The sequence below is a fragment of the Alphaproteobacteria bacterium genome (assembly GCA_026400645.1).
Taxonomy (GTDB): Bacteria; Pseudomonadota; Alphaproteobacteria; order Paracaedibacterales; family CAIULA01; genus JAPLOP01.
In genome coordinates this window covers 1-15081 of the sequence record JAPLOP010000026.1, presented here as the reverse complement: position 1 = coordinate 15081, position 15081 = coordinate 1, and the positions used below count along the sequence as shown (strand labels likewise).

Annotated in this window: 16 protein-coding genes and 1 tRNA gene; 9 read left to right on the top strand and 8 right to left on the bottom strand. The window is 46.1% G+C overall.

Annotation, left to right across the window (positions count from 1 at the left end):
* Positions 1 to 667: 667 nt before the first annotated feature.
* The gene (locus NTX76_04000) at positions 668 to 1453 is read right to left on the bottom strand and encodes an NAD kinase (protein MCX7338426.1); all 786 of its coding nucleotides are present in this window, start codon (positions 1451 to 1453) and stop codon (positions 668 to 670) included.
* Positions 1450 to 2418 carry a zinc ABC transporter substrate-binding protein gene (locus tag NTX76_03995; GenBank protein MCX7338425.1) on the bottom strand — a complete coding sequence of 323 codons (969 nt, stop codon included), beginning with the start codon at positions 2416 to 2418 and terminating at the stop codon, positions 1450 to 1452. Before NTX76_03995 ends, NTX76_04000 begins: the two co-directional genes overlap by 4 nt.
* A gap of 18 nt (positions 2419 to 2436) precedes the next feature.
* On the opposite strand from NTX76_03995, the gene NTX76_03990 reads away from it, so the two are divergent.
* Positions 2437 to 3696 carry a pitrilysin family protein gene (locus NTX76_03990; GenBank protein ID MCX7338424.1) on the top strand — a complete coding sequence of 420 codons (1260 nt, stop codon included), beginning with the start codon at positions 2437 to 2439 and terminating at the stop codon, positions 3694 to 3696.
* A 31-nt stretch (positions 3697 to 3727) separates the two neighbouring features.
* On the opposite strand, the gene NTX76_03985 is transcribed toward NTX76_03990, so the two are convergent.
* Complete coding sequence (locus NTX76_03985) at positions 3728 to 4942, bottom strand: type II toxin-antitoxin system HipA family toxin (protein MCX7338423.1); 1215 nt, start codon at positions 4940 to 4942, stop codon at positions 3728 to 3730.
* Complete coding sequence (locus tag NTX76_03980; GenBank protein MCX7338422.1) at positions 4939 to 5256, bottom strand: helix-turn-helix transcriptional regulator; 318 nt, start codon at positions 5254 to 5256, stop codon at positions 4939 to 4941. The genes NTX76_03985 and NTX76_03980 overlap by 4 nt, the downstream gene beginning before the upstream one ends.
* A 148-nt stretch (positions 5257 to 5404) precedes the next feature.
* Between NTX76_03980 and NTX76_03975 the strand changes: the two genes are divergently transcribed.
* Positions 5405 to 5908, top strand: coding sequence for a hypothetical protein (locus NTX76_03975; GenBank protein ID MCX7338421.1), 504 nt, complete (start codon positions 5405 to 5407; stop codon positions 5906 to 5908).
* 18 nt (positions 5909 to 5926) lie between these two features.
* Here NTX76_03975 and NTX76_03970 read toward each other — a convergent pair whose 3' ends face one another.
* Complete coding sequence (locus NTX76_03970; GenBank protein ID MCX7338420.1) at positions 5927 to 6877, bottom strand: 50S ribosomal protein L11 methyltransferase; 951 nt, start codon at positions 6875 to 6877, stop codon at positions 5927 to 5929.
* 89 nt (positions 6878 to 6966) lie between these two features.
* Here NTX76_03970 and NTX76_03965 point away from each other — a divergent pair, with 89 nt between their 5' ends.
* Together NTX76_03965 and NTX76_03960 are read left to right on the top strand one after the other, a co-directional pair.
* Positions 6967 to 7545: an aminodeoxychorismate/anthranilate synthase component II gene (locus NTX76_03965; GenBank protein ID MCX7338419.1), complete on the top strand. Its 579-nt coding sequence runs from the start codon at positions 6967 to 6969 to the stop codon at positions 7543 to 7545.
* Positions 7530 to 8291 carry an aminotransferase class IV gene (locus NTX76_03960; protein ID MCX7338418.1) on the top strand — a complete coding sequence of 254 codons (762 nt, stop codon included), beginning with the start codon at positions 7530 to 7532 and terminating at the stop codon, positions 8289 to 8291. Before NTX76_03965 ends, NTX76_03960 begins: the two co-directional genes overlap by 16 nt.
* A 113-nt stretch (positions 8292 to 8404) precedes the next feature.
* On the opposite strand, the gene NTX76_03955 is transcribed toward NTX76_03960, so the two are convergent.
* Positions 8405 to 9598 (bottom strand): multidrug effflux MFS transporter, encoded by a 1194-nt coding sequence (locus tag NTX76_03955; GenBank protein MCX7338417.1) that lies wholly within the window; start codon positions 9596 to 9598, stop codon positions 8405 to 8407.
* Between the two features lie 185 nt (positions 9599 to 9783).
* Here NTX76_03955 and fabD point away from each other — a divergent pair, with 185 nt between their 5' ends.
* The 3 genes from fabD to NTX76_03940 all read left to right on the top strand — a co-directional run bounded on the left by fabD (position 9784) and on the right by NTX76_03940 (position 13005).
* Positions 9784 to 10737, top strand: a complete 954-nt coding sequence (gene fabD / locus NTX76_03950) for an ACP S-malonyltransferase (protein ID MCX7338416.1) — start codon at positions 9784 to 9786, stop codon at positions 10735 to 10737.
* A gap of 17 nt (positions 10738 to 10754) precedes the next feature.
* The gene (fabG, locus tag NTX76_03945) at positions 10755 to 11510 is read left to right on the top strand and encodes a 3-oxoacyl-[acyl-carrier-protein] reductase (GenBank protein MCX7338415.1); all 756 of its coding nucleotides are present in this window, start codon (positions 10755 to 10757) and stop codon (positions 11508 to 11510) included.
* A gap of 388 nt (positions 11511 to 11898) precedes the next feature.
* Complete coding sequence (locus NTX76_03940; GenBank protein ID MCX7338414.1) at positions 11899 to 13005, top strand: ABC transporter substrate-binding protein; 1107 nt, start codon at positions 11899 to 11901, stop codon at positions 13003 to 13005.
* On the opposite strand, the gene NTX76_03935 is transcribed toward NTX76_03940, so the two are convergent.
* Positions 13006 to 13749: an SDR family oxidoreductase gene (locus tag NTX76_03935; GenBank protein MCX7338413.1), complete on the bottom strand. Its 744-nt coding sequence runs from the start codon at positions 13747 to 13749 to the stop codon at positions 13006 to 13008. It lies immediately after the preceding gene.
* Positions 13750 to 13984: 235 nt separating this feature from the next.
* The gene (rpsU, locus tag NTX76_03930) at positions 13985 to 14188 is read right to left on the bottom strand and encodes a 30S ribosomal protein S21 (GenBank protein ID MCX7338412.1); all 204 of its coding nucleotides are present in this window, start codon (positions 14186 to 14188) and stop codon (positions 13985 to 13987) included.
* 112 nt (positions 14189 to 14300) lie between these two features.
* On the opposite strand from rpsU, the gene NTX76_03925 reads away from it, so the two are divergent.
* Both NTX76_03925 and NTX76_03920 read left to right on the top strand, forming a co-directional pair.
* Positions 14301 to 14377: transfer RNA gene (locus NTX76_03925), tRNA-Met, on the top strand.
* Positions 14378 to 14407: 30 nt separating this feature from the next.
* A complete protein-coding gene (locus NTX76_03920) occupies positions 14408 to 14914 on the top strand; it encodes a phosphatidylglycerophosphatase A (GenBank protein MCX7338411.1) in 507 nt (168 codons plus the stop codon).
* The last annotated feature ends 167 nt before the right edge of the window (positions 14915 to 15081 follow it).

The following is a 15081-nucleotide window of genomic DNA, read 5'->3' as shown; positions in this document are numbered from 1 at the left end:
CAATTTTGGTAAATATAAAATTGGCATACAAGCTATACCATGCAATGCAATATAAAAGCAATAATCCAAAAAATACAGTTATTGCAGCCGTCACGAAGCCATAGATCACTTCATGAGCATGCCACATCAGGATATCATCAAAAAAGGGCTGGACTATTGTAGGGTCTGAATAAACCAGAATCCAGCCGGATATAAGGGTAAATGCTAAAAGAAAGAAAACCCTAAAGCCATATTTGAAAAACACAATAATGCACGGATTTCATGGAAATTTAGAGAGCTGTACAACACTTAGTAGAGCCAATCAACAGATGGTGCGACAACAATACACAAGGTCGCTTCATAAAAAAACTGCACACTGCAAATTGTAACCTGAATTCAACGTAAGAATTCCCAAAAACCTCGTCTTTTCGGGGCTCATTCTGGGTCAATAGCATTCGGTTCAAGAAAAAAACAGAATTCTCTCCCTAAATAACGTCTCCCGTCGCCGGGTGGCTTGATCATGGTGTCTAAATGTGCAGTGGATCCTCCTGGTCACCGCGGGATTGTGACGGGGAGTGGATGTTGTTTTGATGTGAATTTCATGCCAACCGAATGTCATTGCATCCTGGGTTACTTCGTTGGACTTTTGATAGGTTCTTGCATCGAGCTTAGATCATATCAAGTCTTCTCAGAATCCAATAAATTGTTCCCGTAGGATTCGTGTTTCTAGATTGTGCCCGGGATCAAAAAGCAATGCGAATCCAATTGTTTGATCCTGATAGATATCGACTCGCTGAACTGACTGTACCGTTCTGTCATCCGCTGTGGCGCTGATGCTGCGATGATCTGCATCCAGTATATCAAGGCGAATGTGTGCCGTGTTATGCAACAAAGCCCCCCGCCAATGCCGTGGCCGAAAGGGACTGAGCGGTGTTAACGCCAAAAGCGGTGTCCCAAGCGGTAAAATGGGTCCATGCGCCGAAAAGTTATAGGCCGTGCTACCGGCAGGCGTTGCCACAATAAGCCCGTCGCCGATTAATTCCTCTAGCCGGACAACACCGTTCACGGTAATGCGAATTTTGACGGCCTGGTGCGTTTGCCGAAGCAACGAAACCTCGTTGATGGCATAATGGGAAACGGCAACCCCTTGTGTTGTTATGGTATCCATTTTCAGCGCATGCAGAACGGTTGTTTCTGCTGCCTTTAAACGCTGGAACAAGTCATCGACCGATTGAATATCTGGGCTGTTCATTAAAAAGCCCACTGTACCGCAGTTGATCCCGTAAACCGGTTTACCAAGCGACTGAAATTGATGGAGGCTCCGTAACATAAACCCATCACCCCCCAAAACAACAATCCTGTCCGCCTGCTCTGGGGGGACCAATTCAATCCCTTTTTCCAGGATCTTTTTCATGGATCTTGCTTTTTTGCTGGTGCTGGCAACTAATGCCAGGCGGGGCGGATTTGCTTTCATGGAATGACTAGCCCCTCAATCAACGTATGGGCTATGCCTCGCATGATTTCAAAATATGCATCCGGCCCTGGTTTTTGATCCTTCCCCAAATAATCTAACATGGCAAAAGGAATAGAAAATTCAGAGGCTAATTTTTGGTTCATCTGATTAATCGACTGCGGTTCAAAGAATAAACAAAGGGGGCAGAGTGGGTTATTTTTATCCGCCAACAAAGCCCTGAGCCGTATAAAATGCTGGGCACTGGGGGGCATATCGGGTTCGATCGTTACCGAACCAATGGATGTCGTCCCAAAGTGTTGATCAAAATAATGCATGGCATCATGGTATTGAAGATACGGCTTTTTTTGAACGGGCTTTAGCAGAGCTTGCAATTCTACGTCTAGTGCTTTGAGTTTTTCGATGACCTTTTTGGCATTATCAAGGTATTGGTCGGCATGAGCGTAATCCCGTTTAGCCAGTTCCCGCGCCACAGCATCGACGATGCCAATCGCATTTTCAGGATTCAGCCAAATATGGCCATCGGTATTGTCACCATGATCGTGAGCATGATCGGAACAGCCTGCTGGAAAAAATGACCCTGTTCGGTTGGGCAAAAGCTTTTGATTTGTTGCTTTATATAGCATCAAAACTTTATCATCCGGGACCAATTTATCGACTGTATTTTTTATGTGCGTTTCGTAAATGGGCCCAACCCAAACAAATAAACCAACACCAGACAATAGTTTCGCATCCCCTGGTGTTAACGAATATGTATGCGCGGAGGCATGCGAATCAATCAACAATGTGGGCTCAAGAACCCCATCGGTCACGCCGGCGACCAAACTGTGGATGGGTTTAATCGATACAACCACCGTCAGGGGCGATGCTTTGGGATTTGGAATGGTTTTCTGGCCTAAAATAAGGTACAAAATAAGAGAACCCAAAAGAATCAAGACAAAATTTTTAAGATTTAAATAAGTTTTCATCACAAAGGATCACTATATATGCAGATTAAAGAAACCGTTTTGGATAACGGCCTTCGTATTATAACGGATTTTATCCCCTCGGTGGAAACTGTTTCGCTGGGCGTTTGGCTGAATGTTGGGACGCGTCACGAAACGAAAGAAATCAATGGAATCGCGCACATGTTGGAACATATGGCGTTCAAGGGAACAGCGCGTCGAACCGCCCCCCAAATCGCCCAGGAAATAGAGGCTGTTGGTGGGTATCTGAATGCCTACACGGCGCGCGAATCAACGGCGTATTATGCGCGTATTTTAAAGGACGACACCAACCTTGCGGTTGATATTTTGGCGGATATTCTCCAAAACTCCACATTTGATCCGGTTGAATTTGATCGCGAACGATCCGTTATTCTTCAGGAAATCGGCCAATCCAATGATACACCCGATGATGTCGTGTTTGATTATTTTCAAAGTACATGTTTCCCCGATCAATCGATGGGACGTCCAACATTGGGAACGGTCGATGTGATCGGATCCCTGATGCCAGAAACCGTCAAGGGGTACATGAAAAAGAATTACAGCCTGCGCAATATGGTTTTTTCAGCCGCTGGGCACATCAATCACGATGATCTGGTCGCAACAGTTCGCCGGAATTTTACATCGTTACAGTCGGATTCAACCGTCCAGGATCAGCCCGCTGCGTATCAGGGTGGGGATTACCGCCAACAAAAGGATTTGGAGCAGGTTCATTTCATTTTGGGGTTTGAGGGGCTGCCATTTAAACACCCAGATTATTACGCCATGATGGTGCTGTCGACAGTGTTGGGTGGCGGGATGTCATCACGCCTTTTCCAGGAAATCCGCGAAAAAAGGGGGCTTGTTTATACAATTCATTCCAGCACCGCAAGTTATCGGGATTCTGGACTATTTTCTGTTTATGCGGGCACAGGGCCAGAGGAAGTCAAAGAATTGGCCCCCGTCATTTGCGAGCAGTTGCGGATAGTCAGCAGCACGTTGACAGCCGAAGAAATTCAAAAAGCCAAGGCCCAATTAAAGGCTGGGTTGATGATGGGTCTTGAAAGTACATCGAGTCGGTGCGAACGGTTGGCTAACCAGATCCTGGTTTATGGACGCCCGATTCCGCCGAAGGAGATAGTGGCGAACATCAATGCCGTCACAAGCGAACAAATTTCAGCGTTGGCACAACGGTTGTTTCGGTCACGACCATCCTTGACGACCCTGGGGCCAGTTCAGAACGTTCCCTCGTTCGAGGATGTTTGTGGACAGTTGCTGGGGTAGTTCGGGTGATTTTTGACGCACAAAGGCGGCATCACCCCAATAGATGGGCAATACGATCAAAAGCATTCCGGATCATGATTCTTGATCCGGATGTGACGCCGGATTTTTTTGCAAAATGATCCCATTTGGATACTGCGCCCTGGATTTCATCAATAATTTCCAGGGCTTTTTGTTTTTTAATCCCGCCGACTTCTGCCAACTTTAAAAGATGGGATCGTGTCGGGTGTTTGCCTTCCCCCATAAACACGGTGCAGTGTTCACCGCTGGGCCCAGAAGAAAACATCAGATCATAGGATGGCGCAACGCACCATTCCCCGTTTTCATTCATGAGAAAAGAGAAGTTTTTGGCATGGTCATCCCGATTATGGCTGAAGGCATTGAAAACGGCAGCTCTAAATTGTTTTTCGCCTTCCCGTGCATCTTTGGTAAGCCAGAGGGTTGCTTTTAGTATGGTTGCATAATCAAGGCAGGGCAGACGGTGATCAGCATGAAGAAGCCCGCTTATGGTATGGACATGAAACCGCTTTCCTGCTTTTCTGTCAAATCGCTTAACACCGAAATATCCAGGCTCCCTTTTTGAAGGAAACAGTTTGGCATCAGGCACATCAAGAAAAGCCTCCTTCGCCATTAAGTGATAGGCATATTCAATGGGTCCGCTGTCCTTTGGATCAAAGGCGGACCGGAACTTTATCAGCCAATCATCCCCATTGATGTTGGTAACGATTTTGGGGCGTGCACCCGCAGAAGAACCATTCAGGGCCAACAAGTCATCAAAAAAGGTATCATCATGGGAATTATCCTTGTTTTCTTGAAATCGTAAAGACGCATCATTGATTTCATCAAGATCATCACAATGGGCCAGTCCGTCACCCGTTTCCATTTCTGGTTCATAAACTAATGCCCCCATGCCGTGTGTGCCAACATATCGTAAACGATCGAGGGGTGATAAATCTTTTGGATTAATGTGTCGTTGCATAAGTTTTCGATCAAGAAGCAATCGCCCCCATCCATCAGGCAAACTATCATTGAAAACACCAAACAACCCCTCAAAAACTCTGTCGTCACAGGATATCACGCCTGGTTTTAAGGGTAGTTTTAAGGGAGAGATCTGGAGACCCGTTTTAATGAATTTGGGTGTATATTCAAAAAAGAGGTGACGGTTTTTTGCAGCAAGACGCCCTACAGCAAGTTTCTCATCTCCCCTCATTAGATAAACGTAAAGCATGGATATGGCTTGAAAAGTCATTGGCGTCCCCGTTTACGCAGGCCTTCTTTGCTTGTTTTATCGGACATTAGTTCATCAAGAGTGCCATGCTCTAGGGACGTTGGTTTAAATAAATTTTGAAAATCCAAAAGGGAGTCTAACGCAAGGGCAATCTTAAGAAGAGATTCAAGGGATATTTTTCCCGTGCATTCAAATTTTTTCACGACACCAAAGCTGACACCAGATCGCCTTGATAGAGTTTGTTGGGTGAAATTAAGAGAGAGCCGTTTTTCTTGGGCCTGACGGGCAATGGCCCTCAGTGTTTCATGGGGCGTTATATCGATAAAAGATATCATAATATCCATTCTATTGATTTATTTCGCTTATTGGCCATAATAGTATCTTTTATGAAAAAAGACAAGGTGCGAATTAAAATTTCCCTTGATTTTATAAATAGAACGCATACCATTAATAAAGATGTGTTCTATTTATGGATCAAGTTCAATGAAGTATAATTTTTTAAAATCAGTCCTTTTTATTAACGGAATCTTAACCTTTTCATTTTTAGGGGGGCATGCAGCCCAAATCACAGATGTCAGCACCACCCCTGAGATTCATTTTTTCCGAACAGGAAGCATAAAAAATTTGACGACTGTTAAGACCTTGTGTCAATTAAGGGCTGGTGATCAATTCACCCTTGTTGATGGTGATGGCATGCATGATGATCACCCTTTTTCTGTCACAAAAGTAGAATATTCAGTTTATGGTTCTTCTCCTGTCACGCCAGCAACACCCGGAACAACGCTGGATGCTGTTCTTGAGGAACACAATTTAAACGATTTCACCCCGAAAAAAGCAGTCATGCACTCTGTTCGGAGTAGTGGCAGCCTTAGCACCCCCTCGACCAGACAGTGTTTTTCTATTTTTTACGATGAGCTGGATAAAAAACTATCCGCCCAAGTGTACTGCAGACCTGAATCCTTCGTGGTAGGTGTAGCGAAAAGCTAAGGGAACCAGAGTTATTCCTCAGGAAACCGGCGGACATAAGTCAGCATTAGCACTCAGCACCAATGTTGCCCATTGGTCGATATGATACGATTTGAATAAAAACAAACCTTGATCGCGATAGGCCTGCAAAACCTGATCCTGTTGCCGATCAAGCAATCCTGATAAAATAACAAAGCCGCCGCTTTTCAACGACCGTTTTACATCAGCCGCCATCAAACAAAGGGGTTTTGCCAGAATATTAGCAACGATCAAATCGAACTCTTCATTCAGTTGATTCAACGCAGGGTGGGCAAACCCCTCGCTCAACACCTTTTCAACAAGGGGGTCGCAGTCATTAATGTGACTATTTTCCGCAACAACCCGAACTGATTCTGGATCATTGTCAACGGCAACAATGCGGCCCTGCCACACCTTTGCCATCGCGATTGCCAAAATCCCCGACCCGCACCCCATATCCAGCATTTTACTAAACTGATGAGTATCGGCAAAGTCGCTAATCGCCAGTAAACACCCCGTGGTACTTTGATGATCACCACTGCCAAACGCAGTTGCTGCATTCACCTGAAGCGGGATCAATCCATCCGGGAATGGTTCCGTATTGTGGCTGCCATATACATAAAAACGCCCAATGGTATGCGGGGGCAATTGCTGGTAACAAACACTGAGCCAATCACGATTATCAACCGGCGCAATTTGTAAATGGGCTTGCGGGATTTTATGTACTGCTGATAATGCCATCAAGCCTGTGTGGATGGTGTGATAGTCGGGCTCTGCCTTGGAAAAACCTTCTACCAAAAACTCCTCTGCAATGAAAAAACCTTGTTCATCCAATAAATCCGATGGTGCGGAATCATCGCATTCTGACCAGCCAACCGCCTGCATCCCCATGGTTTCCAACAACTGAACAGCCTGATCGACACCGCTGTGGTTTAAACGAATTTGAATGTGCCATAAAAAAGTATTTTGCATTGACGGTGGACTTTCAATTGTTGGTGGAAATTGATCGTTGTCATTGTATGATAACAACAGGTTTTGGTCACTATTTTTCGGCGCCTTCTATGATTCTTTTGATTGATAACTATGATTCATTTGTTTATAACCTGGCCCGGTACGTGGTGGAACTGGGGTGGACAACGGCTGTACATCGGAATGATCAAATCACCCTTGATCAAATTGCGGACCTAAACCCCACCAGCATTATTATTTCGCCGGGGCCCTGCTCCCCAAACGAGGCTGGAATTTCGAATGATGTCATTCGGCATTTCGGACATAAAATCCCAATCTTGGGGGTTTGCCTGGGCCATCAATGTATCGGGCACGTTTTTGGTGGTATTGTGACCAAAGCGCGCAAGCCCATGCATGGAAAATCCAGTCCGATCAGCCATAATGGGGCAGGCATTTTTAGGGGGTTACCCAATCCGCTTTTGGTTGGGCGGTATCATTCCCTGATTGTGTCCACTGATGCGTTGCCGGATGACCTTGTTGTGACAGCCACCAGCCAGGAAGGGGAGGTCATGGCCCTGGCGCATAAAACCCATCCTATTATTGGTGTTCAGTTTCATCCGGAGGCTGTGTTAACGCAGCATGGACATGATCTTTTGAGGAATTTTTTGGATGGGCCATGTTTGTTAGTCTAAGCGGACAGCTTTGTCACCACGATGAAGCTTCGATTTCCATTACGGATCGGGGGTTCTTGTTGGGGGATGGATTTTTTACAACAGTGCTATCGGTTGATGGTGTACCAGAACATTTTCAGGCTCATGGGGATCGTTTGCGGAAATCAGCGGATTTGTTTCGGATCCCCCTGGTGCTGGATACGCTTTGGGATCAGGTCCTGCGCCTGCTGGATGCCAATCAGTTGATGCGCGATCTGGCAGCCATTCGTATCACTGTAACGCGCGGGGCAGGGGGGCGTGGATTGTGCCCGCCAAAGGGTGCTCAGCCAACCCTGTTGATTACAGCAATACCCTATAATCGACCAACCACCCCCGTCCGGGTTGGGATTTCCATGTATGTTAGGGATAGCACGCCCCCCCTTTGTCATGTCAAACACCTGGGGTATCAAACCGCAATTTTGGCCCGGATAGAGGGCGAGGAAAAGGGGTATGATGATATGCTGTTGTGCAATAAAGATGGCAATCTGGTTTGCAGCACAGCCGGGAATTTGTTCCTGATTGTGGATGGGGAGATTCTAACGCCACCACTGACTGATGGCGCGCTGCCCGGAATCATGCGGGCGGAAATCATTCGATCCCGAACGGTCAAAATTCAACAGATCACAAGGGACTTGTACAAAATCGCCACAGGAGCCTTTATCACCAACAGCCTTGTTGGGATGCAGATGATTTCTGGGATCGAGTCCTGTCAGTTATACCCAATCTAAATGAAAAAGTTGATCTTTATGTTTGATCTTTTGCCCGTAAACAGCGACAAAAAAATCCTTAAATAGAATAGCTATTCTCGGATTTTTTGTCTTGTTTCTGAACAAAATCTCTGTCATAAAATTTCAACTTTTTCATTCATCTTGGGTATAGCCTCTGATTTCCGCCAATCGGGCAGCTGACGAATCAGTAAGAATGCCGAGGTTGCCGACACACCAATAAACAGGGCAATTGGATAAAATGCGCCCGTGTATATGTACCCTATGAATTCCAGTGCAATGGCGCAAATGATTAATCGAATGGCATTCATGAGGGCGGCCATTTTTCCCTTGCTGTCGGGGACTGCTTCTAATGCGGCCGGGAACAAAATGTTAAATGGAAAAACAACCCCAAGGGAAATAACAATCATCAAGCCGGTTATGATGAGGGGGTTATCTGTTAAAAATACACCTGCCATCATCAGGGCCAAGCTGCCGCTTAGCTGCAGAATCGTTCCACCCTTTAGGCTGCGGGTTAGCCCGAATCGTTTGAAAAGCAGTGGGCTTGTTAGGCTGATGACAGCATAGGCAGCAGATAGGGCCCCTTGATAGAATCCAAAATGCTTTAAATCCACACCCAGACTATCCATATATAGCAATGGGGAGATTCCAATAAAGACCCAATATCCAACAACTGAAAAACAAAGCGCCCATATATACGTTAAGACCGTACGTGATTTAAGTAATTCACTATATCCAGCCAGGGATAACGAAGCATTTGGATTTTTAACACCCTTCGGTAATGTCCATAAACACAAACCAAAAGCCAGGATACTGTGACCCAAAAGAATCGAGAAATTCCCACGCCACCCATAATACAAATTGACGTAACTTCCAAAAACGGGGGCCAGGGCCATTGACAGCGTGATGATGCCATTCAGTATACCCATCATAGAAGCCTGTTTTTCCGGTGGATAGGCATCGATAATGACCACATAGGCCAATACAGCGGGTCCGCTGATTCCAAGCCCCTGAAGGAGTCGCCCCAAAATCAGCCATTCATATGTGGGCGCAAATGTGCACAAGAAACTGCCCACAATAAAGATAATAAAACTAATCAAAATAACAGGGCGGCGACCATACCGATCCCCAAGGGATCCAACGAACAACGATCCAACGCAGTATGCGGCGAAATTTACGCTCAACATCAGCTGAAGCATAAAGGGAGATAGCTGAAAATGGCGTCCTATTTCGGGGAAACTTGGCGTGAAAATATCAATTTCAATCCCTGCCAGAATACAGGTGATTAAAAGCGAAAGATAAAGAAACATGGCGCAAAACTCAGGTTATAAAAATGAAAGAATATGGAATGGATGGGGCCAAACAATGCCCATCTGTTAGCATGGTAACGAAACCAACAGGGTGGGGCGACAGAAACCAATTATTATTTTGACGCCATGTATGAACCGTGCCTAAAATAACACATGTAGCTAATCACTTAAAGGAACTGTATTTGATGTCTATCGCGTTTGTTTTTCCGGGGCAAGGCTCTCAATCTATTGGAATGGGAAAGAATTTCATTGAAAATTTTGAACCAGCACGCCATGTGATGGAGGAGGTCAACGAGGCCTTGCAACAGGATCTGACCCATCTGATTCTGACTGGAACAAAAGAGGAGCTCACCCTAACCGAAAATGCTCAACCCGCCCTTTTGGCAATTAGCATGGCTGTGCTGCGGGTTTTGGAGGCTGAATCGGGAAAAAAGGCGTCTGAAATGGCCCAATACATGGCTGGCCATTCGTTGGGGGAATATACAGCCCTGTGTGCGGCGGGTGTTTTCAGCCTGCAGGATGCTGTTCGATTGGTGCGCTTGCGTGGCCAAGCCATGCAGAAAGCCGTTCCCGTTGGAAAGGGATCGATGGCTGCAATTATTGGATTAGACTTAAAAAAGGTGGAATCCTTGCTTGTCAATTTTCAAAGCGCAGATAACCTGTGTGTTGTGGCCAATGATAATACGGCGGAACAAATTGTAATCAGCGGACATACCGAGGCTGTTGAGATGGCGATGGCATTGGCAACGCAAGCGGGCGCAAAATTGGCTCTAAAGTTACCCGTCAGCGCCCCATTTCACAGCCCGCTAATGCAATATGCGGCAGACGTCATGAAGGACGCTTTGGAAGGCACATTCATAGATCATCCAAAAACAAACGTCATGGCCAACGTCACGGCGTTACCATTGGATGGAAAAGATTCTGTCGCATCACTTTTGGTTCAACAAATAACCGGTCGTGTTCGGTGGCGTGAAACCGTTGCCAATCTTGCCCAATCTGGGGTAAGTGTTGTTATAGAGATTGGCGCCGGAAAGGTTTTAACGGGCCTTAACAAGCGAATCAACACAACAATAAATGCATTTTCTGTTAACGAACCAATAGATATTGAAAAATTTTTAGAGTGTACAAATAGTAACTAATAACAAAGGATTATAACATGTTTTCATTAAATTCATATACGGCCCTGGTCACTGGGGCAACGGGCGGTATTGGTAGTGTTGTCGCTCACACCCTGGCGAAACAAGGGGCCAGACTGGCAATTTCCGACATTATGGCGCGGGAATCTGCGCTGGCTGAGCTTGCTAGTGCATTAAAAGAAAGTTACGGAACCGAGGTTTTCATTTTCCCATGCTCCCTTTCGGAAGCTGAATCCGTTGAAAGTCTTTTCCCGGCTGCAGAAAAAGCATTGGGAAAGATTGATATCCTGGTTAACAATGCCGGGATTACCCGTGATAATTTGGGTATGAAGATGAAGGATGATGAATGGCAACAAGTCATTGATATCAATCTGACGGCTTCCTTTCGTCTTTGCCGGGCAGGCATCAAATCAATGATGAAGAACCGGTATGGCCGGATCATTAATATCGCCTCTGTTGTGGGTGCAACGGGTAACCCAGGACAAGCCAATTACTGTGCATCCAAGGCAGGCTTGGTTGGAATGTCAAAAGCATTGGCTCAAGAAGTCGCAACCCGTGGCATTACCATTAACTGCGTGGCCCCTGGATTTATTGAATCCCCTATGACAAACAGCCTAAGTGATGTCGTTAAAGAAAAAATCTTGTCATCCATTCCCTTTGGACGCATGGGAAAGCCAGAGGAAATTGCAGCCGCTGTTGCATTTTTATCCTCGCCAGAGGCATGTTATGTCACGGGGCAAACGATCCACGTGAATGGAGGAATGCACATGGCGTGATCGATGCTCATTTAGAGCATGGGCACTTGTCAAGCCTGGCAATTTTTAGTATCGTCCACTTGAAGGTTTTGTTAAATATAACCTGAGTTCGACGTAAGAAAAACCGGAAATGCCATATCAAGGCTAATGTTTTAAAGTCTGGATTGCTTCTTTAGGCTTCGCCCTCATCGCAACGACGTCATTGCGAGGAGCGAAGCGACGAAGCAATCCAGGATTGTCCTGCAAAACACGAGGTTTTTGGGGATTCTTGCATCGAACTTAGGTTAAATAGTATCGGATGTGATCCTTGCTGACACGACGCACGTTTAATGTACTCTCCATAGCCTCGGCTGGGGTTTCCTTGTTGGGGATGTCTGGCTGTAAGATTAGGAAAAAGAAAACGTTCTGTATGGGAGTTCTGTCCCCCAAGACAGGATATGACTCTTTGGGCCTTTCTTGCGAACGCGGTGCCAAGGTAGCGGAAGTCCTGTTAAGGGGTCTCAATCTCCCTATCGAAATTGTTTATGGTGATACGGAATCGAGCCCTGAAAAGGGGTCACTAAAAGCGGAAAAGCTTATCAATGAGGGGGCTCACCTTTTAATTGGGGCCCAGAATTCCAATGTCACGGCGGCCATAGCGCAGGTGTGCGAAAGAAGGGGGATTCCCTTTCTTATTAATATTTCAGCAGCTTCGGGCATTACGGAGCAAGGCTATCGATACGTTTTTCGTAATTATCCCACAACAGAACAGCTTGCAAAAAATGGACTAAGCCTAATGGGGGAACTGTTTAAACAAGCCCCAGTCACCCCTAAAACGGCTGCGTTGATGTATGCGAGCACCCTGTATGGACAGTCATTGCGCGAATCTATCATGAGACTTATTTCTAATGCCAATCTGCCCTTTAAAATTATTGAAGAAGTCGCCTTTAATGAACGGACACGAGATTTATCCAGTGAGATTGCCCATATTAAAGCGGCAAAAGTCGATCTTTTAATCCCCATTGTTTCGATAAATCCCGCTACTCAGATGATACGTGAGTGCGTCAAGCAGCACTATTGCCCCATGGGGATTATTGGTCCCGGAAGCACAGGCATGCACGAGGGGTTGTTCTGTAAGTCTTTAGGCCGTCACGCAAATTATTGTATGTCCAATACACCCTGGCACAATTCCCTTTCGCCACTAACCCAAAAAGCCATGACTGTGTTTAAAAAAAAATACCCAAACGACCACTTTGATCTCAATATCGCATTTGCTATCGAGGCCGTTTTGATTGCTGCAGATGCGTTTAAGCGGGCCGGTTCAACAGATGGGGATCGGTTAAGGCTTGCCCTAAAGGAAACTTACATAGCAAACAGAATTGTTTACGGGGGGCCAATCAGTTTTGATTATAAAGGTCAGGCCATTGGCATTGATTCTGTTTGTGTGCAAAATCATCAGGGGAATCCAGTTGTTGTTTTGTCAGTGGGTCATTACGAGTCAGCCCCTGTTTTCCCCATGCCTGCTTGGTCAACATGATTATGAATAATTCTTGGGGAATGACCATCCCAGATGTTGACCACCATCGAGTGCAATCATTTGTCCGGTAAGGGACGGCGTTGATATAATAAAATCAACCGCCTTGCAAACTTCCTCAACGCTGCCGGATGCTTTTAGGGGGAGGTGATTTTGGGCATGTTCGAACTTTTCTTTTTCTTCTGCGCGGCCAGCCAGCGTATATCCCGGTCCAATTCCATTCACACGCACACGCGGGGCGAATGACAGCGCCAGCGTCTGGGTTAATGTCCATAAGGCAGCCTTGCTGACGGTATAAGATGTAAAATGCGGGGTTAAATTCAAAACCCGTTGATCCAGAATATTAATGATATTACCCATCTGATCCGGGGGTAATTGGCGATAAAATTGCTGCGACAAAACAAAGGGGGCGCGCAAGTTGATTTGCATATGATCATCCCAAATCTCCGTTGTGGATGATTGGGCTGTATCATAATGAAAAACAGCAGCATTATTGATTAAGCAATGAATCGGCCCCAGTTTGTCATAAACGGCGGGGATTAATTGGGTGCAGCTATCTTCATCTCGGAGGTCTGCAGAAAAAAGCGCAGTACTACCCCCGGCATCTGTAATTTCAGCCGCTAAGATCGATGCGTCAGCGTGTGAGGTGTTGTAATGAATGGCAACCGTCCATCCGGCCCTGGCATAATGCAAGGCAAGCGCCCGTCCAATTCTAATGGCCGACCCTGTTATAAGGATTGTGTTGATGGACTTGAATCCTTTCTTGTTTTGTGGGCAAGACCATAGTGTTTCTCTGGAGGTTAATAGACAGAAGAATGGCTTTCTGGATGGCCACACTCGCTTCGCTCGTTCGCCATGACGTTACTATCGTCATGGCGAGGAGGACGAAGTCCGACGCGGCCATCCAGGAATATACCCCTTACATGATTTTCCACAAAAGCAAGCTTCCCCAGGAAATGATCTGAATGGGCATATATCTAGTCTAGTATCCTTCGCGTTCTAAGCGCTTGCGCATTAGTTTGCGATATCGACGGCCGGCTTCGGATTGCTCGCGTGCCTTGCGCACGGAAGGTTTCTCGAAATGCCGACGCAATTTCATTTCGCGATAGATCCCTTCTCTTTGCATTTTTTTCTTTAATGCACGAAGGGCCTGATCGACGTTATTGTCGCGTACCATAACTTCCACAGATGTATTCAACTCCTTTCCAAAAATATCCTTTCCTTAAGTTTATAGCACGCAACGGTAAAAAAGACTATTGCTTTTCACCAAAGGAAGGTGTATTACTTATAAATGTTGTCGCGGGGTAGAGCAGCCCGGTAGCTCGTCAGGCTCATAACCTGAAGGTCGTTGGTTCAAATCCAGCCCCCGCAACCAAATTTCCCCTAAATTTAATGTGCAGCCGCGATGTTTTATCTTATTGCCACTGTAGGCCGTGTGGGGAACCTCCCCTGGATGCCCGGAACGTTCGGCAGCTTGGCCGGCCTTCTTTTTTTATTCACCTTGAACTGGTTTGGCGCCACAAGCGTTTCTCTGGCTATCCTTACCGTGCTTATGTCTGTTATTGGATGGTATGCAACGCAATCCGTTCTAAAGGAACAGAATTTTTCCGACTCAGATCCGTCTTACATTGTTATTGACGAAGTTGCTGGAATGTTTACGGCCGCCATGGTGTTTTCTTTTTATCACCCCATCACTCCCATACATTTGATTTTGATTTTCATCCTTTTTCGTTTTTTTGATATTTTAAAGCCATGGCCAATTGGTTGGATCGACAGACGGTTGGCTGAGCAACCCAGCACTGCCTCGCTAGGCGTTATGCTAGATGATATTGCCGCCGGGATTGCGACAGCGATTGTTCTTTTGCTCTTTTCCTTTGTTTTTTCTGGATCTTGTCCCTTTTGCGGGATGTAAAGCGCAAGCTAACCTCTGTCTCTAAGCTCCGAATACTACAGAAATCCGAGTGATATGCCCGTCTTTTTCTTGTCGGTTTATAAGGACACTCCCGTCATCCCGCGACTTGATCGCGGGATCCACAACGGAATACATGGGTCCCGCGATCAAGTCGCGGGATGACGGGG

What these genes read in the sequence shown, in the direction of transcription:
- NTX76_04000 (MCX7338426.1), bottom strand. Translation starts at nt 1,453, where the DNA reads ATGAAAGCAAATCCGCCCCGCCTGGCATTAGTTGCCAGCACCAGCAAA.
- NTX76_03995 (MCX7338425.1), bottom strand. Translation starts at nt 2,418, where the DNA reads ATGAAAACTTATTTAAATCTTAAAAATTTTGTCTTGATTCTTTTGGGT.
- NTX76_03990 (MCX7338424.1), top strand. Translation starts at nt 2,437, where the DNA reads ATGCAGATTAAAGAAACCGTTTTGGATAACGGCCTTCGTATTATAACG.
- NTX76_03985 (MCX7338423.1), bottom strand. Translation starts at nt 4,942, where the DNA reads ATGACTTTTCAAGCCATATCCATGCTTTACGTTTATCTAATGAGGGGA.
- NTX76_03980 (MCX7338422.1), bottom strand. Translation starts at nt 5,256, where the DNA reads ATGATATCTTTTATCGATATAACGCCCCATGAAACACTGAGGGCCATT.
- NTX76_03975 (MCX7338421.1), top strand. Translation starts at nt 5,405, where the DNA reads ATGAAGTATAATTTTTTAAAATCAGTCCTTTTTATTAACGGAATCTTA.
- NTX76_03970 (MCX7338420.1), bottom strand. Translation starts at nt 6,877, where the DNA reads ATGCAAAATACTTTTTTATGGCACATTCAAATTCGTTTAAACCACAGC.
- NTX76_03965 (MCX7338419.1), top strand. Translation starts at nt 6,967, where the DNA reads ATGATTCTTTTGATTGATAACTATGATTCATTTGTTTATAACCTGGCC.
- NTX76_03960 (MCX7338418.1), top strand. Translation starts at nt 7,530, where the DNA reads ATGTTTGTTAGTCTAAGCGGACAGCTTTGTCACCACGATGAAGCTTCG.
- NTX76_03955 (MCX7338417.1), bottom strand. Translation starts at nt 9,598, where the DNA reads ATGTTTCTTTATCTTTCGCTTTTAATCACCTGTATTCTGGCAGGGATT.
- fabD (MCX7338416.1), top strand. Translation starts at nt 9,784, where the DNA reads ATGTCTATCGCGTTTGTTTTTCCGGGGCAAGGCTCTCAATCTATTGGA.
- fabG (MCX7338415.1), top strand. Translation starts at nt 10,755, where the DNA reads ATGTTTTCATTAAATTCATATACGGCCCTGGTCACTGGGGCAACGGGC.
- NTX76_03940 (MCX7338414.1), top strand. Translation starts at nt 11,899, where the DNA reads ATGGGAGTTCTGTCCCCCAAGACAGGATATGACTCTTTGGGCCTTTCT.
- NTX76_03920 (MCX7338411.1), top strand. Translation starts at nt 14,408, where the DNA reads ATGTTTTATCTTATTGCCACTGTAGGCCGTGTGGGGAACCTCCCCTGG.